The sequence below is a fragment of the Microbacterium sp. genome (assembly GCF_048259935.1).
Taxonomy (GTDB): Bacteria; Actinomycetota; Actinomycetes; order Actinomycetales; family Microbacteriaceae; genus Microbacterium.
This window is the reverse complement of sequence record NZ_JBLXHF010000001.1, coordinates 1-21,003: the sequence shown is the minus strand read 5'-3', so window position 1 is coordinate 21,003 and position 21,003 is coordinate 1. Positions and strand designations below refer to the sequence as shown.

General features: G+C 61.0%; 19 protein-coding genes and 5 pseudogenes. 12 read left to right on the top strand and 12 right to left on the bottom strand.

All coding sequences use genetic code 11. The annotated features are described in order from the left end of the window. The first annotated feature begins 103 nt into the window (after positions 1-103). Complete coding sequence (locus ACN0RC_RS00120) at positions 104-538, top strand: VanZ family protein (RefSeq protein WP_417508032.1); 435 nt, start codon at positions 104-106, stop codon at positions 536-538. Between the two features lie 25 nt (positions 539-563). On the opposite strand, the gene ACN0RC_RS00115 is transcribed toward ACN0RC_RS00120, so the two are convergent. The 4 genes from ACN0RC_RS00115 to ACN0RC_RS00100 form a co-directional block, all read right to left on the bottom strand. Beyond that, a complete protein-coding gene (locus tag ACN0RC_RS00115; protein ID WP_417508031.1) occupies positions 564-2,108 on the bottom strand; it encodes a DUF222 domain-containing protein in 1,545 nt (514 codons plus the stop codon). 250 nt (positions 2,109-2,358) lie between these two features. Next, the gene (locus tag ACN0RC_RS00110) at positions 2,359-3,738 is read right to left on the bottom strand and encodes a GmrSD restriction endonuclease domain-containing protein (protein WP_417508030.1); all 1,380 of its coding nucleotides are present in this window, start codon (positions 3,736-3,738) and stop codon (positions 2,359-2,361) included. Positions 3,739-3,870: 132 nt separating this feature from the next. Further along, positions 3,871-4,185: a response regulator gene (locus ACN0RC_RS00105; RefSeq protein WP_417508029.1), complete on the bottom strand. Its 315-nt coding sequence runs from the start codon at positions 4,183-4,185 to the stop codon at positions 3,871-3,873. Positions 4,186-4,257: 72 nt separating this feature from the next. Further along, on the bottom strand, positions 4,258-4,521 hold the full coding sequence (locus ACN0RC_RS00100) for a hypothetical protein (RefSeq protein ID WP_417508028.1): 264 nt from the start codon (positions 4,519-4,521) through the stop codon (positions 4,258-4,260). A gap of 343 nt (positions 4,522-4,864) precedes the next feature. On the opposite strand from ACN0RC_RS00100, the gene ACN0RC_RS00095 reads away from it, so the two are divergent. After that, positions 4,865-5,161, top strand: a complete 297-nt coding sequence (locus ACN0RC_RS00095; RefSeq protein ID WP_417508027.1) for a hypothetical protein — start codon at positions 4,865-4,867, stop codon at positions 5,159-5,161. Between the two features lie 350 nt (positions 5,162-5,511). Next, positions 5,512-6,267 carry an FUSC family protein gene (locus ACN0RC_RS00090; RefSeq protein WP_417508026.1) on the top strand — a complete coding sequence of 252 codons (756 nt, stop codon included), beginning with the start codon at positions 5,512-5,514 and terminating at the stop codon, positions 6,265-6,267. Here the strand turns inward: ACN0RC_RS00090 and ACN0RC_RS00085 are convergent. Next, positions 6,264-7,076 carry a hypothetical protein gene (locus ACN0RC_RS00085; protein WP_417508626.1) on the bottom strand — a complete coding sequence of 271 codons (813 nt, stop codon included), beginning with the start codon at positions 7,074-7,076 and terminating at the stop codon, positions 6,264-6,266. The genes ACN0RC_RS00090 and ACN0RC_RS00085 overlap by 4 nt on opposite strands. Between ACN0RC_RS00085 and ACN0RC_RS00080 the strand changes: the two are divergent. From ACN0RC_RS00080 to ACN0RC_RS00070, 3 genes and pseudogenes are all read left to right on the top strand, one after another. After that, positions 6,969-7,657 (top strand): annotated as a pseudogene (locus ACN0RC_RS00080) (UDP binding domain-containing protein); the annotation flags it as partial. The gene ACN0RC_RS00085 and the pseudogene ACN0RC_RS00080 sit on opposite strands and share 108 nt — an antisense overlap. A gap of 143 nt (positions 7,658-7,800) precedes the next feature. Then, entirely contained in the window at positions 7,801-8,412 is a 612-nt protein-coding gene (locus tag ACN0RC_RS00075) for a low molecular weight phosphatase family protein (RefSeq protein ID WP_417508025.1), read from the top strand. Between the two features lie 257 nt (positions 8,413-8,669). After that, positions 8,670-10,427 (top strand): DUF4012 domain-containing protein, encoded by a 1,758-nt coding sequence (locus tag ACN0RC_RS00070; protein WP_417508024.1) that lies wholly within the window; start codon positions 8,670-8,672, stop codon positions 10,425-10,427. A gap of 44 nt (positions 10,428-10,471) precedes the next feature. Here ACN0RC_RS00070 and ACN0RC_RS00065 read toward each other — a convergent pair whose 3' ends face one another. From ACN0RC_RS00065 to pseB, 5 genes are all read right to left on the bottom strand, one after another. Beyond that, the gene (locus tag ACN0RC_RS00065; RefSeq protein ID WP_417508023.1) at positions 10,472-11,263 is read right to left on the bottom strand and encodes a cytidylyltransferase domain-containing protein; all 792 of its coding nucleotides are present in this window, start codon (positions 11,261-11,263) and stop codon (positions 10,472-10,474) included. After that, on the bottom strand, positions 11,260-12,018 hold the full coding sequence (locus ACN0RC_RS00060) for a glycosyltransferase (RefSeq protein ID WP_417508557.1): 759 nt from the start codon (positions 12,016-12,018) through the stop codon (positions 11,260-11,262). The genes ACN0RC_RS00065 and ACN0RC_RS00060 overlap by 4 nt, the downstream gene beginning before the upstream one ends. Before the next feature lie 272 nt (positions 12,019-12,290). Continuing rightward, positions 12,291-13,364, bottom strand: coding sequence for an N-acetylneuraminate synthase family protein (locus ACN0RC_RS00055; RefSeq protein ID WP_417508022.1), 1,074 nt, complete (start codon positions 13,362-13,364; stop codon positions 12,291-12,293). 13 nt (positions 13,365-13,377) lie between these two features. Further along, on the bottom strand, positions 13,378-14,298 hold the full coding sequence (locus tag ACN0RC_RS00050) for an SDR family oxidoreductase (RefSeq protein ID WP_417508021.1): 921 nt from the start codon (positions 14,296-14,298) through the stop codon (positions 13,378-13,380). A 110-nt stretch (positions 14,299-14,408) separates the two neighbouring features. After that, positions 14,409-15,398: a UDP-N-acetylglucosamine 4,6-dehydratase (inverting) gene (gene pseB, locus ACN0RC_RS00045; RefSeq protein WP_417508020.1), complete on the bottom strand. Its 990-nt coding sequence runs from the start codon at positions 15,396-15,398 to the stop codon at positions 14,409-14,411. 290 nt (positions 15,399-15,688) lie between these two features. On the opposite strand from pseB, the gene ACN0RC_RS00040 reads away from it, so the two are divergent. The 5 genes and pseudogenes from ACN0RC_RS00040 to ACN0RC_RS00020 all read left to right on the top strand — a co-directional run bounded on the left by ACN0RC_RS00040 (position 15,689) and on the right by ACN0RC_RS00020 (position 20,271). Beyond that, positions 15,689-16,018 (top strand): transposase, encoded by a 330-nt coding sequence (locus tag ACN0RC_RS00040; RefSeq protein ID WP_417508555.1) that lies wholly within the window; start codon positions 15,689-15,691, stop codon positions 16,016-16,018. After that, positions 16,015-16,731 carry a DDE-type integrase/transposase/recombinase gene (locus tag ACN0RC_RS00035; protein WP_417508019.1) on the top strand — a complete coding sequence of 239 codons (717 nt, stop codon included), beginning with the start codon at positions 16,015-16,017 and terminating at the stop codon, positions 16,729-16,731. Before ACN0RC_RS00040 ends, ACN0RC_RS00035 begins: the two co-directional genes overlap by 4 nt. A gap of 198 nt (positions 16,732-16,929) precedes the next feature. Next, positions 16,930-17,958 (top strand): annotated as a pseudogene (locus ACN0RC_RS00030) (IS110 family transposase); the annotation flags it as partial. Positions 17,959-17,974: 16 nt separating this feature from the next. After that, positions 17,975-18,181: pseudogene (locus ACN0RC_RS00025) on the top strand (IS3 family transposase); the annotation flags it as partial. Between the two features lie 845 nt (positions 18,182-19,026). Then, on the top strand, positions 19,027-20,271 hold the full coding sequence (locus ACN0RC_RS00020; protein ID WP_417508018.1) for a lipopolysaccharide biosynthesis protein: 1,245 nt from the start codon (positions 19,027-19,029) through the stop codon (positions 20,269-20,271). Between the two features lie 134 nt (positions 20,272-20,405). Here ACN0RC_RS00020 and ACN0RC_RS00015 read toward each other — a convergent pair. Together ACN0RC_RS00015 and ACN0RC_RS00010 are read right to left on the bottom strand one after the other, a co-directional pair. Beyond that, positions 20,406-20,604 (bottom strand): annotated as a pseudogene (locus ACN0RC_RS00015) (ISL3 family transposase); the annotation flags it as partial. 32 nt (positions 20,605-20,636) lie between these two features. Beyond that, on the bottom strand, positions 20,637-20,927 hold the full coding sequence (locus ACN0RC_RS00010) for a hypothetical protein (protein ID WP_417508624.1): 291 nt from the start codon (positions 20,925-20,927) through the stop codon (positions 20,637-20,639). Here ACN0RC_RS00010 and ACN0RC_RS00005 point away from each other — a divergent pair. Next, positions 20,868-21,003, top strand: a pseudogene (locus tag ACN0RC_RS00005) (transposase); the annotation flags it as partial. The gene ACN0RC_RS00010 and the pseudogene ACN0RC_RS00005 sit on opposite strands and share 60 nt — an antisense overlap.

Here is a 21,003-nt window from a genome sequence, read left to right as displayed (position 1 = left end):
CCCCCTGTCATGCCCCGCGATGACTTGAGGTAATCCTATGGGGCCAGCCGGGATGGATTTCACGGCTGGCTGCTCGCTCCCAGCCGGGTCGTACGATCGGTATATGCCCCGCACGTTCACTCTCGTCGTCGCGGCACGCATCCTTCTCGTTCCGTACGTCATCGCGCTGGGACTGATCGTCTGGCTGCCGGCCGATGTCGCCTCCGGCACGACCAGCATCGTGTTCGAGTTCGCGCGGTTCGTGTCGGAGCAGTCGGGCATCCCTCTGCAGACCAGTTACACGGTGTTTGAGTTCGTAGCGAATATCGCGCTCTTCGTTCCGTTCGGTCTGCTGGTGGCGGTCGCGTGGCCGCGCCTGAATGCGTGGTGGGTGATCTTGGCGGGTTTCTCGACGAGCGTGCTCATCGAGCTGGTCCAGTTGGTGGTTCCGGAGCGCGTATCGACGATCTCTGACGTGATCGCGAACACCCTCGGGACGATCATCGGATGCTGCGCGATCCGCAGCATCCACCCCCTCTCGAAGGTCGAGAACGGGTAGCCCCCGGCGGAGTTCTCCGGACGGGTCACGCCACATTGCCCGTGCTGCGCCCATCGACAGCACCCGCCCTGAACCGTGCAGGCGGTGGATCGATCCCGCCGAAGGCGTAGCTGAGCACGGTGCGCGGTCTCAGCGCAAACGCCTCGCCCGATGAACTTCGCAGGATGAAGTCGTCTTTGCCGTCGCGAGTGATGCGCCACTTGCCGTTGTGCAGAGTCATGTGGTGGTAGCGGCAGAGCAGGATTCCGCGATCGATATCGGTGCGACCATGATCTCGCTCCCACTCGTCGATGTGGTGGGCTTCGCCATACGATGCGGGCCGATCGCATCCGTGCCACCGGCATCCGCCATCACGCGCGGCGAGCGCAATGCGCTGTTTCGGAGTGAACAGTCGCTGTTCTCGGCCCACATCGAGCGCATTTCCGAACGTGTCGATCGTCACGGGCACGAATCCGCTCTCGCACATCCGCTGCTCTGCCACTGCTTTCGGCACGGACATCAAATGGTCTTCGCTGTGCGCGACCGCGGCGGGGCGACCGTCGGCGTCGACGACCTGCACGAGCCGTACTCCGGCCTGACGCGTGCCGAAGACATTCTTGACGTCGGCGAGAGTGCCAGCGCGAAGAACATCCATGATCAAGTCGTATGCGAGCTGGTCGTTCGTGCGGGTGTCATCGACGAGGGTCGCTGCCCGCTTCTCCTCGTCAGGATCAACGAACCGCGGACCACCACGACGCGGCCGCAACGCCGCGGCGAGCACTGTCTCGACAAAGAGATCACCCTCGTCATCGAGCACCATGCTCGCGCGCTTCTGCCCGTCCTGATCGCGCCACGTGCGGAAGGATCGCTTCTCGAACCGCGCCAAGTACCGCGCCTCAGCGCCCTCCGGATCGAGCAGATCACGCACTGTGCGCGCCTGCTGCAGGAGTTCTTCGACCGTCCGCACGGCGGCTTCTGCGACGAGATGATCCGCGGCCTGCGTCCACGCAGCCACACTGTCGATCGCAGGCGGGTCACCCAGCCCCCGCCGGATCGCGTCGAACTGCGCTGACGTCAGCGTCCCTCCGCGCAAGGCGTGGTTCAGTGGCTGGAACCACGGCCCGCGCGCAGCGCGTTCCTCGTCCCCCGGCTGCAACCCGTCTGCCGGCAACCCGTCCGCTGGCGAACCTGTGGGCTGCGCAGCATCCGTCCCGCCAGCATCCGCCCCGCCGAACCATTCGGTGCGCCCGTCATCGAGCAGGGCCTCGCCGACTCGCACCTTACGACTCGCGTCTGCCTTCGTCGACCCGGTGACGTCTTGGATGAGGGACGCCGCCGACCGGTGGCCGCGCGATTGCGAGAGCCCGGAGTGCCCGCGCTCGCGCGTGGAGCGCGCGGCGATGACTCCCGCAGCAACCACCTGAATCTGTTCGGCCTGGGTCACGAGCTCAGACACTTCGTGAAGAACCTTGACGACATCAGCGTCTGCCATGGACATCAGCGAAACCCGCGCAGCATCGGCACCCGCACCGTCGGCGAGCTGCCCACACAGGGTGGGAATCAGCGCTGCGACGTCTGTGAAGGTGGCCATACTTCATACTCTCAGCCACCACCGACACTAGAACAAAGGTTCGTGAATCTGTGGATAACCCGCGACAGAGAAACTCGACCCCGGCGCGGAGGGGATGCACCGAGGCCGAGCTTCTTCATCTCGCCGACGAGGCAGGCCTCATTCGGTCGTCTCTCGAATCCTAGGTTCGACCTCTCAGCGCCGATACGGGGGCATACCCCCTGGTTCTCACCAAGCCGATCGGGGTTCGGCAGCGGCGCCCCCTCCCCACCTACTCGCACGCGACGCCGTCCTTGTCGCGGTCGAGCTTGTAGCTGTAGCCCGGGTCGCCGGCGTAGATCGGCGCCGCACCTGCTGCCCGCACCGCATCGCAGTTCTCGTAGTACACATCCGGCGCGGGGGCCGGAGCAGGAGCCGGTTCGGCTGGCGCCACAAAAGGCACCGGCTCAGCAGGAGCAACAGGCGCAGGCTCAACCGGCAGAGGCACCGGCTCAGGAACGACAGGTGCCACCACCGCATACGCAGACGTGATCGCCGGCTGATCCGTGCAATCCGAGAGCACCCGCGCGATGGCGTCGTGCTCGGGCTGCGTGACCCACAATCCGTAGGCGGCCTTCACCGAGATCTGACGCGCGACGTATTCGCACCGGAATTCCTTGTTCGACGGCAGCCAGGTCGCCGCGTCTCCGTCGCCCTTCTGCGAGTTGGCTTTTCCGTCGACGGCGAGCAGATTGATGGGGTCATTCGCGAAGGACGCGCGCTGGTCAACGGTGAGCGCCTGGGCGCCCTTCTGCCAGGCATCCGATAGCGCGACGACGTGGTCGATCTGCACGAGTTCCGATGTGCCCTGGCCGCGCTCGAACGCGATGATGCTCCCCGTGAACGGGTCATCCAAGACGCCCGACGTCACCTTGCACGGCCCGGAGCGCACGACGCCCGTCAGCTGCGTCGCGAGAGTGTCGTTGCGGGTGTCGCATCCGTTGCGGTCGACGTCGAGCCAGCGCTGCCCGAAGTTGTCGCGGTCATATCCGGTCTTCGCGGCGCGCCCCTTGATCGGCAGCGCCTCGAGCACCTCGAGCGCGGTGCGCCCCGCGGTCGTCGACGTGTCGGTGACGGTCCCCGCCACCCCCGCGAAGGCCACCAGCTCGTCTTCCGGCACAGCAGATACAGACGGAGAGACAGAAGGAGAAGCAGAAGGCGAAACCGAGACAGCAACCGAACCCGAAGGCTCCTCCTTCGACGACCCGAACACCCCGGTGCTGATGTTGCCGGTAATAAGGAACCCGACCGCCGCCACCGCCGTGACGATCGTCGCCACCTTGCGATTCGGGAATCGAAGCCAAGTGGGCGTGTTCTTCACGAGTGCGACGATTCCGGTGATGAGCACCACGAGCCACAGCGGAGCGAACACCGGCGCGAGCACGACGCCGAGCACGACCACGGCGATCCCGATGAGGATCCAGGCCCAGATCGGCAGCCGTCGCCCCTGCGGGGCGGTCTGCAGAGCGGATGCCGCGGGCGGCGGCAGCATCGACGCAGGCTGTTCGACCGAGTGCACGTGTGCAGTCCACACCGCCCCGTCCCACCAGCGCAGGTCGCCCTCGCGGGCAGCCGAAGGATCCGGGTACCACCCGGGAGGAGTCGATGTCATGTTGCCGTCCTTGAAGAGTTCCCCAGGCTCATTCAAGCGCATAAAAGCTACGCCGACGCGATTCCGACCGAGCGACCGTCGACAGGACGGGCGTGATCAGCACCTCGGCATGCCGAGGCTCCGCAGTGCCACTCAGCGGGCAGGGAGCAGGTGACGCGGCGGCCCTTCGACGCGCGCGATCGCGATCTTGACTTCGACGAGTTCGTCGGCGACTCTGTCGATCCGTGCGCTCAGCTTCACATCAAGCGCATCGATCCGCGCGCTCAGCCTTTCATCGAGCGCGCCGATCTTGCGACCGAGCCCATCGATCCGCGCACCGATCTTGTACTCAAGCCGGTTCTCGAGAAGATCCATGCGGTGGACCATCCAGCCGAACGCGCCAGCGAATGCAAGCAGGATCGACACGGTGCCGATGAGCACCGTGATCATCTCGATGGACACGTACACCCCTCCATTGTGCCTGACCGCAGCGCGATCTGGCAGTGGTGCAGAATCAGTCGCGTCAGCAAGAAGTCGTGATCAGATCTCGTCCTCTGGCGCGGGCGGTTTCCGCCCCCTGCGAGCGGTAATGACCACCCAGGCGAGCCCGTAGATCAGCCCCGAGAACACGAACCCCAGCAGGAGCGTCCCACCAACCGACTGCAAGGTGCCGAACAGATCCGTCCCGAGTGCTCCGATGCTGACAGCGAGGAGCGCGACGAACGCTGTTGCTCCATCCATGAGCGCCAAAAAATCGGACTGCGTCTTCCGCCATTGCGGAACCAGTCGAATTGCGAGCAACATCCCCGCGACGAGCGTAGCCGCCCCTACGCCTCCCCGTCGTGCCCGTGCTTGATCAGACCTCCGGCGATCACTCCGATCGGAATGCTGAGGGCGATCCACACCGCAACAACTGCAACCACCCAGCCGGTCTCGTCCATGAGAACTCCTCATCGTGTTGAACGGAATCGTATTGCCACGACGAGAACACGGCCACGGGGATATCTCCCCTGGCTCGCCTCCCGTTGTTGAGGGGTGACAGACACGACCCCCACTGAGCAGCTCGTCCCTGGCGTCGACGAGGCCGCCCGCGTGCTGCGCGCGGCGCTCATTTAGCGGGGCTCAATTACGGAGTAGTCTTCGCTTCATGGGAACTCTCGAGTACAACAGCTCGCGTCCTCCGATCGAGGTTGAAGACGGAACGCTTGCGCACTTGAAGATCGTGATCGCGACGAAGCTCCGGCGTAACGAGAGCTTCATGATGACGTGGATTCCCGATGAGAAGAACGCCGTCGGTCGCTTGACCATCTGGATTCACCCGAGCATTCCTCTGGTGCTTGCATTCGACGAAGCCAAGACGCCTACGATCGACCCGAAGAGGCTCGAGCGCATGGTGGAACACCTCAACGCACGCGGGGAGCTCGTGCTCGACGAACTCGCCTGACGCTCGGCACGATTACAGCGCTTCAGGGTGCTGCGGAGGGTCACATCGAACCACCGACGCCTCGGTCGAATAGCGTGAGGCTATGTCAGTAGAGTCGCCACCGCCCACAGCGCGTAAGACCGGAGTCGCGATGACCGTCGTCATGGCGCTGCTCGTCGTTGCGCCGATGATCGCGCTGAGCGCCTCGCCCCTGCATGTGAACAGCAGCCTCTGGTATTTGGGAATGCTGCCCGCACTGATGGGGCTCTTCACCCACCGGCGGCTGGCCCTCGCGGCGTCGGTCCTCACTCCTCTACTCATGGGCGCCGCACTCCTGCTGCGGGATTGTCCCGCTGCTCGGCGCGCTCTTCATGGCCGTGATCGGCATCGGCACCGGGCTGTCGGCGGCGCGCGGATGGCACCTGATGGGTGCGTTCGCCGGTCCGCTGGTGGCGTTTGCTCTCATCGGAAACCTGTATGTCGCTCTTCCGGGCGACACCGTAGCCGCGGATGCTTCGCTCGTCTCGGGCCTCGTCACGATGGCCTATGTCGCTGCCGGCGGGCTGTGGACGACGCTGATGGGCGCGTTCGTCATCCGGGCGGTGGGTGTGAAGACTCCCCGCTCAGTGCCCGGTCACACCGCACGGCACTTCGCTGCGGCGCTCGGAATCCTCATCGGCATCGCCGCGTACGTCTGCATGTGGTGGCTCGATCCCGCGTCGTGGTGGATCATCCTGACTTTCTTCGTCGTCGTACAGCCGTACTACGCCGATTCCGCCAGGCGGAGGCTGGAGCGAGTCGGAGGGACGTTCGCCGGCGCCCTACTCGCCGTGGTCGTCGTGGCGGCATTGCACCACTTCCCCACCGTGATCACGGTCATCGCATTCGCGCTCACGCTCGGCGCCGCCTACGCGAATCTCAAACTTCCCTACTGGGTGTTCGCGATGCTGCTGACGCCCGCTGTGGTGCTCCAGACGACGGGGACGACCCACGATCTGCTCTTCGCGATCGGCGAGCGCGCCCTCTACACGCTCGTCGGTGCCGCGGCCGCGATCATCGTGATGTCGGTCGGGCACATGTACCTCGGCATGCGAGCGAAGCGGCGCGGCGGCGCTCCGGTCGATTAGGGATCACCGGTCGCTACAGGCAACCGCGTGACGCGCTGAGCGTCTTCGTCGTGGCCGTGCCTCGTGTCCAGCTGCTCCCGCTCCGCGCGAGCGACGACCCACTCCTGCAGTCGCCACGTCGAGAAGCGGAACAGCTTCGCGACGGTGCTGACGGGGTACCCTGCGTCGAGGACGGCGGCGATCGCGAAGTCCTGCATAGAGCTGAACTGCCGCCCGGCGAGTGCCCCGGAGCGCAGGTCGTCAAGCGTGCGCGGGTTCTCCACCCGCTCGGCGGCATCGACTGACACCTCTTGGCGCAGGATGTTGGGCCTTGCGGGCGCGACCACCGTCCCGGAGATGCGCTCCTCCGCAACCGCGGTGATCTCCTGCTCGGGCGGAGCAACGTCCTCGGCGCTGCCATTCCCGTACGTCGCGACCTGCTGGGCGCCGTACTGCAGCATGGCCGCTTCGAATTTGCGACGCAGATCACGATGGTTGCGGTTGCGACGCGCAAGCACCGGAAGCCCGATCGCGGGAACGCCGAGCAGCAGAAGCCAGAGCCATCCGATCGGGTGATCGATAAGCCACGCGATGATCTCGGGCTGGCTATGCCACTCCGTCTCGTCGATATCCGACTGAGTGATCACAGCCGAGCCCGCTGTGCGGGTCGTCCCGGGGCCGGTGCCGACGAACTTCACGCCCTCGAGCACCACCGAGTCGGCGCCGCGAATGCTTTCCTCGCGACCAAGATCTCGTTCATCAACGCGATGGCTGAGATTGCCGAAGTCACCGGCGCAGATGTCACCCAGCTTGCCGACGCCATCGGTCATGATACGCGCATCGGACGCCGCTTCTTGGGTGCTGGTATCGGCTTCGGCGGCGGCTGTTTGCCGAAGGATATTCGCGCGTTCGCTGCTCGCGCAGAAGAACTCGGACGAGGCGAATCGGTGTCATTCCTCCGCGAGGTCGACGCCATCAATCTGCGCCGCCGCGAACACGCCGCCAACGTCGTCGTCGGCGCTTTCAACGACGGGATCGTCGGCAAGAAGTCGCCGTGCTCGGTGCCGCGTTCAAGCCCCACAGCGACGATACTCGCGATTCCCCAGCGCTCGATGTCGCGGTGCGGCTCAAGGGCCTCGGCGCCGAGGTCACAGTCACCGACCCCCAGGCGATTGAGGACGCTCGTCGCAAGCACCCGCAGCTGAACTATGTCCACGAGCGCGACGATGCGCTCCGTGGAGCTGACGCAGTCGTGGTCGTCACGGAGTGGGACGAATACCGCCGTCAGCTCTCCCCCGAGCACGCGGCCTCCCTGGTCTCGGACACCATCGTCATCGACGGACGCAACTGCCTCGACGCCGCCGCCTGGCGCGCAGCTGGATGGGCCTACTACGGGATGGGTCGACCGTAAGACGAGGCACCTATTGTTAAGCCATGGCGATTCGATTTTCCGACGGCGTGCCCAACGGCGTTAGTCGTCGAGAATGGCGGCGGCTCGCCGCACAACCGACAACGGATGAGCCATCAACGCCTAGTCCAATTCTCCGCGAATCAGTGACGGCAACCGCTTCCGAGATCCGCCCGACGATCCTGACCGTGTGCACAGGCAATATCTGCCGCTCCCCCATGGCTGAGGTACTGCTTCGCGCCAAGCTTGAACCGCTCGGCGTCCGAGTGCACAGCGCCGGCACTCACGCGCTGGTCGATCACGAGATGACTGAGCCAGCACAAGAGCTCGCGGTTGAACTCGGCGCAACCGCCTACGCTGCTGCGGATCATCGCGCCCGGTACCTCATCGATCCGATGCTGAAGGACGCAGACCTCATCCTTACGATGGCGCGGGAGCACCGATCGTACGCGGTGCAGCTTGTTCCCGGAGCGCTACGTCGCACGTTCACTGTGAGAGAGTTCGCGAGGCTCGCCCAGAGCCTCAGCACCGACGATGCGCGCGCCGCAGCTGAAGCTGCAGGCGATGACCCGCGTGAACGCGTGCGAGCGGTAGCTCTCGCCGTCACTGGCCAACGGGGCATGGCGGCGGCCGCCCCCGAGAACGACGATGTCATCGACCCTTACCGCCGATCACGCGAGACGTACGAGCTCTCGGCATCTCAGCTTGCGCCGGCCATCGATGATGTCGAGCGGATCGTGCGCGCAGCGCTCACGTAAGGTCAGCAGATAATCGACAGGTTCGAGCACACGTCGGATGCTTAGATGACTGTGTGGAATCTGACAAGCCCCTCAGCCGCCGCGCCGCGCGTGAAAGTCATAAGCCGCAAGCTGCCTCCGAGGCGCCGGAGCGCAAGCCCTCGATCGATGATCTGATCAGCGATGCTGAGCGTGACGACGCGCCACCGACTGAGGCCGAGCTGGCCAAGGCGCGCCGCCGCAAGCGTCGCCGTTGGATCGGGTTCGCAGTCTTCCTTGTGGTCGTCGCGCTGATCACTGTCGCGGTAGTCGTCGGTCTGCGCGTGTTCGATCGCGCGATGTCAGCGAGGGACTCTCTGCAGCAGGCGATGCCGCTTGCGACGGTCGCGAAAGATCAGATTCTCGCTGGCGACGCCGAAGACGCGGTCGCCACCACCACGCAGCTTGCGTCGCTGACCGCCGATGCGCGTGAACAGACCGACGACGAGGTCTGGAAAAGCCTGGAGTGGATCCCGGTCGTCGGGGCCAACCTGCACGCCGTTCGCACCGCGGCGATAGTGACCGATGACCTGGTGACGGGCGCGTTGACCCCAGCAACATCGCTGAATATCAAGGCGCTTACGCCCGTTGATGGCGCCGTGAATCTCGAGGCGATCACCGAGATGCAGGCGGCTGTGACGCAGGCGGCCGAAACCGTTGACAAAGCCGCAACGGAACTCGAGACGATCGATCAGAACGCATTGATCCCGCAAGTTGCGGACGCGCTCGTGAAGCTCACAGGCGCAGTCGATGAGCTTCAACCCATGCTCGGCCCGGCGAAGGACATCATCGGCGTTCTGCCGACCGCGCTCGGCGCGGACGGTCCACGCAACTATCTGATGATGTTCCAGAACAATGCCGAGTCCCGCGGTACCGGAGGTAACCCCGCGGCTCTCGTGCTCCTGACAGCTGATCAAGGCAGGATCAGCATCACGCAGCAGGCATCGAGTGGCGATTTCAACAATGGCCGCGCGACGCCCATCATCGATCTGGATCCAGAGACTGTCGCCCTCTACGGCGACAAAATCGGACGCTACGTTCAAGACACGACGTTGTCGCCGGAATTCTCTGAAACCGCCGAGATCGTGCGTGCATTCTGGGCAGAATCATTTGGAACGCCCGTAGACGCTGTCGTTTCCTTCGACCCTGTGGCTCTCAGCTACCTGCTGCAGGCGACCGGACCAGTAACTGTTCCTGAATACGTCGAAATCGAGGGGTATAACGTTGAGATCGCAGACCAGCCTGTCGAGCTCAACGCCGATAACGCCGTCTCCTACCTTCTCAATCAGATCTATGCAGAGATCAAGCAACCTGAACTGCAGGATGCCTTCTTCGCAACTGCAGCCGGGACGATCTTCGACGCCGTGACATCCGGTTCGGCTGATCCCAAAGCTCTGCTCGAAGCCCTCACCAAGGCGATCAATGAAGGACGGCTGATGTACGTTCCCACTGACGTTGCGGAGGCTGAGCTAATCGGTGAGACACGACTGTCGGGCACGCTGCCCTCGACGAATGAGTTCGAGACTCTGCTTGGCGTCTACGTCAACGACATCACCGAAGGTAAGCTCGACTACTACATGCAACTTGAGATCGTTGCTGCATCCGCCCAATGCAGCCCGGAGCCTTCGACGTTCACGACTACTGCTACGCTAACGAACACACTTGCCCCGGACGACGTTGACGCTCTTGCTCCGTACATCTCGCCTGCGCGGTTCTTCCCAAAGGGCGTTATATCGACCGATCTTGTACTCTACGGACCAGTCGGAGCGACAGCCGCCACAGTATCTGTGAATGGGGAGCCCGTAAGTTTTTCGGCTGTCACCCATGTCGGCCGACCGGCCGTAAAGATAAACGTTGAAAATCCTCCTAGCGAAACACGCACTATTGTTGTGGGTTTCACTGCTTCTGACGGCCAGTACGGATCACTCTCCGTGCGTCACACGCCAATGGTGCGGGACACCCCAGTTAGCCTCGCAACCGCTGGGTGCTCCAATTAATGCTTACTACCCCGCCCATAGCCCCTAGCATTTGATGAGACCGGTTATTTCTTCCTGTCGGACGCAGGTGGTTCAGCGGAAACGGCGCCTTCCCATCGCGAATCGACTACGTCGAGCGATTTTTGTCTAATAGCGGAATTCAGCACCTCTAGAGTAGGGTTTTTGCGCGCAATCTCGAGGACCTCCCTCCACCCAAATGGCTCTCCAAGAAGCTTCGCGTACAACGCTCGTACCACTGCAAGGTCCTCTGGCGTATCAACCGTCCACCGATGTCTCGAGAGATCTTCGTCCAGGTCTAGGACTCGCACTTTGAACCGCCCTGGCACGGCATACAGAAACGGCATAACATGTTCGCGATCCACGGGTGCTGTCGCCTCGGATCGGGCGCGCAGAAGCGCCGACCGGCTCGCAACTTCCACGTCTAGCCCCACCGGATATGTTCGAGGATGTGGCGGAGGCAACCGATTCGTTGCATAATCCGCGTCGCTCAAGGCGTTGACCACCTCGTCCACAACATCTGGGTCAATGAATGGGCAGTCAGCTGTTACACGGATAACCTCATCTGCCTCCGGGTAAAGATCCAACACCTGGCCGAACCGCTCGAGCACGTCGAACTGGTCACCACGCACAACATCGACGCCATAGGCCTCACAAAACGACTGCAACTCGTCGTCAGTCGGCGCAGTCGACGTTGCAACGACAACCACATCTACGGTACTTGCACGTCGCAATCTTGCGACTACATGCTCCAGTATCGGACGCCCGCCAAGATCAGCCAGGACCTTCCCAGGCAACCGTTGTGACCCCATCCGCGCTTGGATAACCGCTATCCTCATCCTGCCTCTTCTGGGTTATGGGACGCTATCGCGGTCTGCAGAGCGTTGACAAGCGCCCGCTTACCGAACGCCCAGTCAGCGTACTCTCGCGCCCGGGATCTACCGGCTTCCGCCCGGCGCGTACGTGCGGTTAGATCTGCGGCCATCGTCTGCAATATACCTGACAGGTCACGAGAATCTCCAGCAGCAAAACGCCACCCAGTTTCCTGATCAACCCACTGCTTATTACCTGGAACGTCTGTGACGACAACAGGTAACCCACACGACATAGCCTCCAGCAACGAGACTGAACTGCCGTCGACAGGAGAGGTGCTCACGTAGATGTCTGCCGTCCTGTAGAGAGCAGCTAAGGCGGGACCAGATAGTGGCCTAGGGAACCGAACTCTCTCAACGAGGCCAGCCTGTTCAAGCATTTTGCGTAGCAAAGCCGTCGTGGAGCCGTGAACCCCACCAAGAACAAGACGGGCTGACGGAGTCTCATGAGAAATCGTGATGAATGCTCGAACTAGCGTCTGAACGTCATAGAGTGGCTCATGCGTTCGTACGCTAAGAATCACGACATCGTCTCTATTGATCCCGAGCTCTCGCCTGAGATTGGGCCCCTCCTGTACAAACACTTCGTGGTCGACACCCCAGGGGAAACTGACTACCTTGCTCGGAAGAGCCCCCAGTTGTATTGCCCGAGCGGTGACAGCGTCGTTGTCGGTAATTGTCACCTGTGCGCGTCTTAGTACCCGCCCCGCACGAGTGCGCATGGGAGTGCTACTCTCAACGTCACTCATGAGATCAAACCCCCATGAGGTTGCGACTAACGGGCCGTTCCAGATGGTCGTCACCCCGTAAGCTGCGGTGGGTATAGGGCCAGCCATAATGACTTCCGGCTGGCGTACCTCTATCTCTGTCGCGAGTGACTCTACTGTTGCCTCGCTCCATCGAAACGAAGCCACCTGCGCACCGGAATCGGCTATCGCGTCGACAAACCGACGGTCGTGCACACCCTCGGTCGGGGAAACGTAGAGCGCGCGCATCACTCGATAGCCGAAAGGTCGCTCCAAGCGATTCCGTCATCGGAGGCGAGATCCCGCGCCGCAATGCGTCCGACGACATGTGCAATCTGATTGGCGGGAACTAACCCTCGAGGAGCCGGGCGGACGGCGATCAGGTCATCCCGCTCGATACGTTCGCCAGCCCGTATTGGTCGGCGAGCACGAACTGCACGGCGCTGGACAACCACTGTGTCAAGCTCGTTGTCTTCGATCCGCTTGACAAGCCCTCCGAGAGAGCTTTCGAGTTCCCTCGATCGGTCGATCATCTCACGCCACGATGCAGGGTCCATCGAGAAGCCGTGGTCGGGCCCTTCACGTCGCGTATCATCCGTAAAGTGCTTCTCCACGACGCGCGCACCGAGCGCGATCGCACCGAGGGTTGTCGCGTGCCCAGGTGTATGGTCCGAAAGACCAAGTATAAGGTCTGGGAACATCACCGCGTATGACTTGAGCACATTCAGAGAGATATAGCCAAAGTTATCGCGGCTACCGGTGTAATTGGTGTTGCACTGCATCAGCACGAACTCATCAGTGTGTTTCGTCACCGAATCAACGAGTTGTACTACGTCTTCGAGCGTCGAAGCTCCTGTTGCTGCCAGTACCGGCTTTCCTTTCGACGCGATGTGCTCGACCGCTTCAAGCCACGTGATATCGCCACTACCGATCTTGAATGCGGGGACAAACGGGGCGAGCATGTCGATGGTCGGCAAGTCGTACGGAGTCGAGAAATAGTGTATCCCCGCATCATCACAGGCGTGCTTTAAATCCGGCGTCCATTCTGCGGGGATAGACGCCTCCGCGTAGACTTGAGTTACAGGTTTGGACCAGCTTGCCTGGTGTCCTAAGTTGCCGCCGAGCTCTGCGAAACCACGGTCAGAGACGATCTCGCTAGCCGTAAAGTTTTGGAACTTTGCAGCCTCGGCGCCAGCTTCAGCAGCAAGATAAATGAGATCAATTGCACGGCTTAACTCGCCGTCGTGACTTGCCGCAATATCAGCGATGAAATAGGTCGGTTGATCCTGGCCGATTCGACGATCTGCGATCGAAAATTCCATCTTGTGGCTCCGTTCAGCTTCGGTAACGCGCGACTGCCTGTGCGTGGCCGTTCGCTTTGTCGAGTCTAAGGTCGTTGATCCCGGCGACGCTCGATGGCAACCGCGCACCGAGCACTGCGTCAAGCTTATCTGTGCGAAGACGCAGATCAGAGCCACGCGGAGTTGAAAGAACTGATGTCGATAGCACTGGCTCAATCAGTTCTGGGTCAAAACCAAACGCACGCGCAACTTCACGCCCGAACTCATACTTTGACGCGCCTATCCCTGCGACAACGTGGAAGATCCCGGACTCGTCCGTAGTAGCGAGCTGTTGAAGCGCCGCGATGAGATGTTTGACGTAGGTCGTGCTCACAGTCACGTCCGTAAACCCACCAGCGCCCCCGCCCCTTGAGAGCGCGTTAATAAAGTACTCCGCAAGGCTTCGTGTCCCTGACGGGCTCCACCCATAGAAGTTCACTCGAGCGACCACTGCGTCAGGGTTCGCTGCGAGCACACGCTGTTCCGCCTCGACCTTACTCCGACCGTACTCCGTGGTCGGATTCGTCGGATCCCCCTCGGCGTACTCACCGCGTTCACCGTCGAAAACCGCGTCTGTCGAAATGAAAATAAATCGAGATCCAACCGTCTTAGCCTGTCCAGCGAGATCCTCCGCACTCCGAACATTCAACTCGCGTGTAGCCACGGGGTCCGACTCGCAACCCTCAATCGTAGCGATTGCTGCAGCATGAAGAATGTTCCGCGGAGCAACCCGATCGACCAGCCCATCACGATCCTGCGAAGAGCTTAAATCTGCGATCACGAAGTCGGCCCTACCGCTTCGACGCAACGGAGCTGACCGGGCGACACCAACTGCACTTCCCGACTCGCTCAATTGAACGAGGGCGTTTGCACCGAGAAGCCCGGTTCCGCCTGTTACTAGCCAATCTGCCCCCATAGCGCCCTTCCCTCCTCAAACTCCACGTCGCTCTCACCACACCCCAGGCCACTCAGAACCAAGTAACCAACGTCCGAGCAGCGCGATGTTTAGGTATCTACTTCGACGATCTAGATCCCTGCTCCGATGATGGTCGCGATCTCTTCGCGCGTGTACCATTGGTCGTTCACATCAGACCGGTAAGCAAACCCCTCTGGGACTGGAACTGCGCCCGCTGGGGCGCTGTACCCCCATGAGGCCATGTCCGGTTGGATGATGAAGTATTTGCCGTCCTGAACACTCACCGCACGGCGCCCTTCCTCCGGGCTGATCATTTCTTCATGCAATTTCTCACCTGGCCGCAGCCCGACGTCTACTAGCTCCGCCCCCGGCACAACCGCGTGTGCCAGATCCGTTACCCGCATTGACGGGATCCGCGGAACGAGAAGTTCGCCTCCTTGCATCAGCTCAAACGTTTCCACAACCATTTCCACCGCTTCCGGAAGCGTAATGAAAAATCTTGTGCATCTGAGGTCAGTGATCGGCAACGCCTTATTTTGTTCACCCAGCTTCCGAAAAAACGGGATAACTGATCCCCTAGACCCCATTACATTCCCGTACCGCACCACGGAAAATCGGGTGGGATACGCAGCCGCGTAGTGGTTCCCCGTGATGAAGAGCTTGTCGGCAGTCAACTTAGTTGCGCCATAAAGATTAATCGGGCTCGAAGCCTTGTCTGTCGAGAGCGCAACGACCTTTTTAACTCCAGCATCAATCGATGCTTCAATGACGTTTTGGCTACCCAAGACATTTGTCTTAACGAACTCGAAGGGATTGTACTCGGCGGTGTCCACCTGCTTTAGAGCAGCAGCATGAACTACATAGTCAACTCCATGAAGAGCTCGAGCCAGTCGACGCTCGTCACGAATATCTCCGATGAACCATCGAAGACGTGGGTCATCATTGAAGAGTTGTCGAGCCTCGTACTGCTTCAGCTCATCGCGAGAGAAGACAACGAGTCGACGCGGGTTCAAATTATCGAGGGCGTATCGGATAAAAGCCTTGCCGAATGAACCGGTCCCACCGGTGATGAGGATACTTGATCCCTCGAGAACAGACACTTCGTCTCCCTGAATAGTCTACCTGGCCCAGGGGCAACCTGTCCCCCGTTCGCGCCTATCCTATCGAGTCAACCAGGCGCGCATGTCTTCGAACGCGCATCGCAGCGCTGTCGCACTTCCCGTAACTCCGGAGATAGCGCGAGCGGCACAGATGCCGCCCGGGCAGCACGCCAGCGTTCATCGAAAGGCTGGCTGTGACTACCTCACGACAGCTACTCTTCGCCCTACGACTCGGGCCAAAGGGGTCTGATGCAGGAACAGGTGACATCGAACGTGGCTAGCCGAGAGGGCTGGCCTGGAAGGATGTCCTCATTCCTAAGCCGTTTCCCAAGGAGTTCCGCGACGACGTGATCCGCGTTGCGGAGAGTCGTGATCCGGAGGTCACGCTCGCGCAGATCGCGAAGGACTTCGGTGTCCATGTCGGGACTCTCGACAAGTGGATGCGTCAGGCGCGGATCGAAGCCGGTGAGCAGCCGGGTGAGACGAGGTCGGAGTCCGTGGAGCTGCGCGAGCTCCGCAAGCGCAACCGTCTGCTTGAGCAGGAAGTTGAGGTCCTGCGTCGCGCGACCGCGTATCTGTCCCAGGCTCATCTGCCGGGAAAAGGCTCTACTCGCTCGTGAGCGAGCTCGCCGCGGACGGCATCCCTGTCGTGGTGTCGTGCCGGGTATTGAAGCTCGCGCGCCAGCCGTACTATCGCTGGCGGGCAACCCCCGTGACCGGGCGGGAGTTGGAGGAGGCATATCGGGCGAACGCGCTGTTGGACGCTCACCGCGATGATCCGGAGTTCGGGTATCGGCTCCTCGCCGATGAGACCCGTGTCGAGGGCGGTGAGGCGATGTCGGATCGGACGGCGTGGCGGATCGCGTCGGAGAACGGCTGGTGGAGCGTGTTCGGGAAGAAGCGCGGCAAGAACGGCAAGAAGCCCGGCCCTGCCGTTCACGATGATCTCTGCGTCGTCATCGACGAGCACGGGCGTGAGCGGCACAGGTTCGAAGCGGACCGGGCGAACCAGCTCTGGCTGACCGATATCACCGAACACCAGACCGCTGAGGGCAAGCTCTACCTCTGCGCTGTCAAAGACGCCTTCAGCGGTCGGATCGTGGGCTACTCGATGGACTCGAGGATGAAAGCGTCGCTCGCGGTCCGCGCCGTCCGCAACGCCGCCCGGATGCGCGGAGTCGTGAACGGCTGCATCGTCCATTCGGACAGAGGATCGCAATTTCGAAGCAGGAAACTGCGCCGCGAACTCACCGTCCACAATCTCGTCGGCTCGATGGGCAGAGTCGCGTCATGCGGCGACTGTGAGAGTGTCGAGTACCTCCTGGCGGCCTGACTCTTGCTGACGACTGACCTCGAAGTCTGGGTGTCCTTGCTGTTGATCTGTCGTCCGTCAGGAGGCGCATCACCCTCGTGGTGCTGGCCGGGCGGGCGTGACCTCATAGGAGCCTGATCGCAACAGTCCCATCACAGTCCCGTCCACCCGACCGGCCAGTGTCACTCACCCTGTCACCGTCGAGTCGTTGTCGGCGTAGACACTCACAAACACGTCCACGTCGCCGTCGCGATCGATGAGCTCGGCGTGGTCCTGGATCGCCGGTCTTTCGCGGCGGATTCCGGTGGCTACGGTCAGCTGGTCGATTGGGGCGAATCGTTCGGCGGGAAGCTCACCTTCGGTATCGAAGGCACCGGTTCCTATGGTGCAGGCCTGGCCGGCGCAGTGCGCCGTCGTGGAATTGGGACGCTGGAGGTGATGAGAACGGACCGTCGCGACCGGCGGTTGCGAGGCAAGTCCGACACGATCGATGCTGAGAATGCAGCCAGGGCAGTTCTCGCGGGCCTGGCCACGGCCATCCCGAAGTCAGCTGACGGAACCGTGGAGATGATCCGTCAGATCAAGGTCGCCAAGGACATCGCTGTCAAGGCGCGAACATCCGCGATGATCAGCCTCAAGCAGGTCATCGTGAATGCCCCCGATGATCTGCGTCAGGAGCTGCAGCCGCTATCGAAGATGGCGCTCATTCACCGTTGCGCGGCGCTTCGTCCGGGCCAAGTAACCACGATCATCGCGTCGACCAAGCACACGTTGCGGTCGATCGCTCGTCGGTGGGAAGTGCTGGACGCCGAGATCTCCGGGCATGAGAAGCTCCTGGCAGAGCTGACCGCGCAGGTCGCTCCCGACCTCGCGAAAGCCTTCGCGGTCGGTCCTGACACCGCGGCCGAGATGCTGATCGTCGCCGGTGACAATCCGGAACGGATCCGCTCAGAGGCCGCATTCGCCAGGCTTTGCGGAGTCGCCCCGATCCCTGCATCGTCGGGGATGACCACCCGACACCGGCTCAATCGTGGCGGCCATCGGCAAGCGAATGCCGCGCTCTATCGCGTCGTCATCGTTCGAATGCAGCACCACGAACCCACCAAGGCCTACGTCGCCCGCCGGATCACCGAAGGCAAGACAAAGTCCGAAATCATCCGGTGTCTGAAACGTCTTCTCGCCCGCGAACTCTGGGCCGCGATGCGCCCCATCCGCGAAGCCCGACCATCCCTCCAAACTGCGGCTTGACAGATATAGGAGCATCAACGCGGCCATGGAATCATTCTTCAGCCTGCTGCAGAAGAACGTCCTGAACCGGTGCTCCTGGGCCACCCGTGAACAGCTGCGCATCGCCATCGTGACCTGGATCGAGCGAACCTACCACCGCCGGCGCCGTCAGGCCCGCCTGGGCCGCTTGACGCCCATCGAGTTCGAGACCATCATGAACAACGACCTGGCCCTCGCGGCCTAACCAGAACAGTCACCTGTTCCTGCATCAGACCCCCATCATCATCGCTCATGCGAGGAGCAGCCTCGACGTACACACGAATAACCGGCCCGTAGCTCATCTCCGAGTACCTGATCGAAGAGACCACGATCAGGCGTTAGTTCAAACCATCGATCATGACCACCGAGACGATCACGTCGCGTGGGCTGCAAGCAGCTACTGTGGCACCGCCATGGGACAACCCCAGATATATATCGGGCAGCCACACCGGTGAGTCCGATTCCCGGGCATGATGTAGGAACTTCTTCTCGAGGTTGGGAGTCGCGAGCACCCCGAGCTCAACCGAGCCATTGCTGAGACGCCGGCAACCCGCTGCGAAGACCCAACTATTCACGGTGTTGAATACTCCGTGCGTTGAAGCAGCAAGAGTCGCAACGAGACGGGCCTACTACGGCTTCCAACGCCAGCTGTGGTCCGCCAGAGGAAAAGTTCGACGTGACACCACTGCCACCAGGCAACCCTCGCCCCCGTTCAGGAAGCTGTGATTCAAGTCACAGGACTTCTTGTCAAGGGGTTCTTAGCACGTAGAACTTGTAGTTCACAGCACCAACGGTGCAGCGCGCACTACAGTTGGCATCTACGATACGTCTGTGGAGAAAGTTGTACGCGGTGCCGGAACAAGATCTTGCTGTCACCATGACGCACGAGGTTTACCCAGGCACTCTTCACAGGACAGCTTCGCGGGCCATGCCTTCGATATGAGCCGCAGCTGCGCGCAATATTCCCCGACATCGCTGGAGCGAGACTAGTTTGAGAATTGGTTGATTCCGCTCACTGAGCAGGGTAATCACAGAAATCAGGGCCCTATTATGCGTAAGCGTACTATTCGCTTGGCGTCGACCTCTCTTCGTTTCACTGCACTCGCGGCGCGCTTCCTACTGATCTTCGCCCTCGCCATGTTTCTGCCACCGACTGAGGTCGGACTCTACGGGCTCGTTGCGGCTACTGCCACTTATGCCGTTTATGCGCTCGGAATGGATTTTTATACGTATAGCACTCGTGAAATTCTTGAATCAGATAGATCAACGTGGAGAACTAAGCTCACTTCCCACGCCGCGATTCTCGGAACTATCGCATTAATAGCTACACCCGTCTTCATCGGTATTGGAATAAGCACCTTACTACCCTGGAGCATTGTCGGCTGGTTAGCAACCATCGCGATCTCCGAGCAATGGGCACAAGACATTGATCGAACGCTGATCGCCCTCTCGAAACAATTCGCTGCTAGTGTCGTTATTCTGGTAAGACAGGCTGCGATGCCCCTCACTGTAGTCATCATGTTTGCAGCATCCAGCGACCTCCGAAAGATCGAGTGGGTTTTCGGGAGTTGGACAGTTTTTAACGTAGTTGCAATCATCCTCGGACTTCTGTTCTTGCACCATACAACCCCTCGAGGACGACTGCGGGTTGATTGGGCATGGGTCAGGAAGGGGCTAGTTGTCGCTTTGCCGTTCCTGGGCGGCACGCTATTGCTCAGACTGCTCTTCACTCTAGATCGTCAAATTGTGGCATATTTTGATGGTCTAGATGTTTTGGGTGCCTACGTTTTAGCCGTCACGATCTCCGGCGGCTTGAGTAGTGTGATCGCAGTTGGGATTATGCAATTCAATTATCCTTCTCTCATTACCGCTGCCCGCGAAAAATCGTATATAGATTTTCGGCAGATCATGCGCTCTATCACATGGCAAACCACGATCGTTTCAGGCGCGGCAGTACTAACAGCGATAGTGTCACATTCCTGGATATCCACGTGGTTTGGCCAGAATGTTTACGTCGAATACAGCTGGGCGATTCCGGCCTCGATGATCGCCTCGGCTTTATACAATATTTCCCTGATACCACACTATGGCCTGTATGCATTCCACAAAGATCGCACGATTTTCGCTTCAACGGCAATCAGCGTCTCGATGTTTATAGCTTGCCTAGCAGTCTTGATTTCATTAACTAACAATTCAGTTCTTTCTGTTATCGTCGCGCTGTGTGTAGCAAATACGACACTCCTTGTTGTTAAATATGCGACATATACTCGTTCTCGACGTGCGTGGGCACGGTAGTTTACGTTGATCAAAGTATCGGTGCTCCTTGATTCGGAACCATCGTCGCTGGCATGATGCCCAAACAGAGTCTTCACGCGCGAGGGAAGTAATCGTGGTCTGAATCCTCCGGCTTCGAGCAGGCTCCGGGCGATTTAGTCGCTGACGTTCCGGACACAGAGAGTGGTGCCGCGGAGATGCTTGAGCCGCCCGTTGGCGGCTTCGGTGAGACCGTTGCTGGCGCCGAAGGCGGGCGAGGAACAGGAGGAGATCCGTAGCGCGTTTCTTCAGGGTCCGGCCGGGTCGGCGGACCTCGTTCAGAGTGGCCGGACCACCGCTGGTGACAGCGTCGATCTGAAGCGCCCTGAGTCTGATGGAGACTCGCGCTATTTGATTCCCATCAGCTGACCGCTTGTGGTTTGACCAGCATAGAACGTCTGCTTAAACTCGGTCGGCGGGACGTCGCCGAGGCTCGCAGCGTCCGTACCATCCGGACCGCAGCGGCCTTCTCCTCCGGCGAATACCGACGCGTCGTTGGCTTCCCTGTTGTCTGAACTTTCGGCATAGACCGATCCTCGTTTCCAAGGCCAGGAGTCTCCAGCAAACTCAGGGCGCTTCACCGCGACCTCGACACCCGCGTCGGCACGATCGATGTCGCGATTCCAAAGCTGCGCCAAGGCACCTACTTCCCAGAATGGCTACTCGAGCGCCGCAAACGAGCCGAGACCGCGCTGATCACCGTCGTCGCGGACT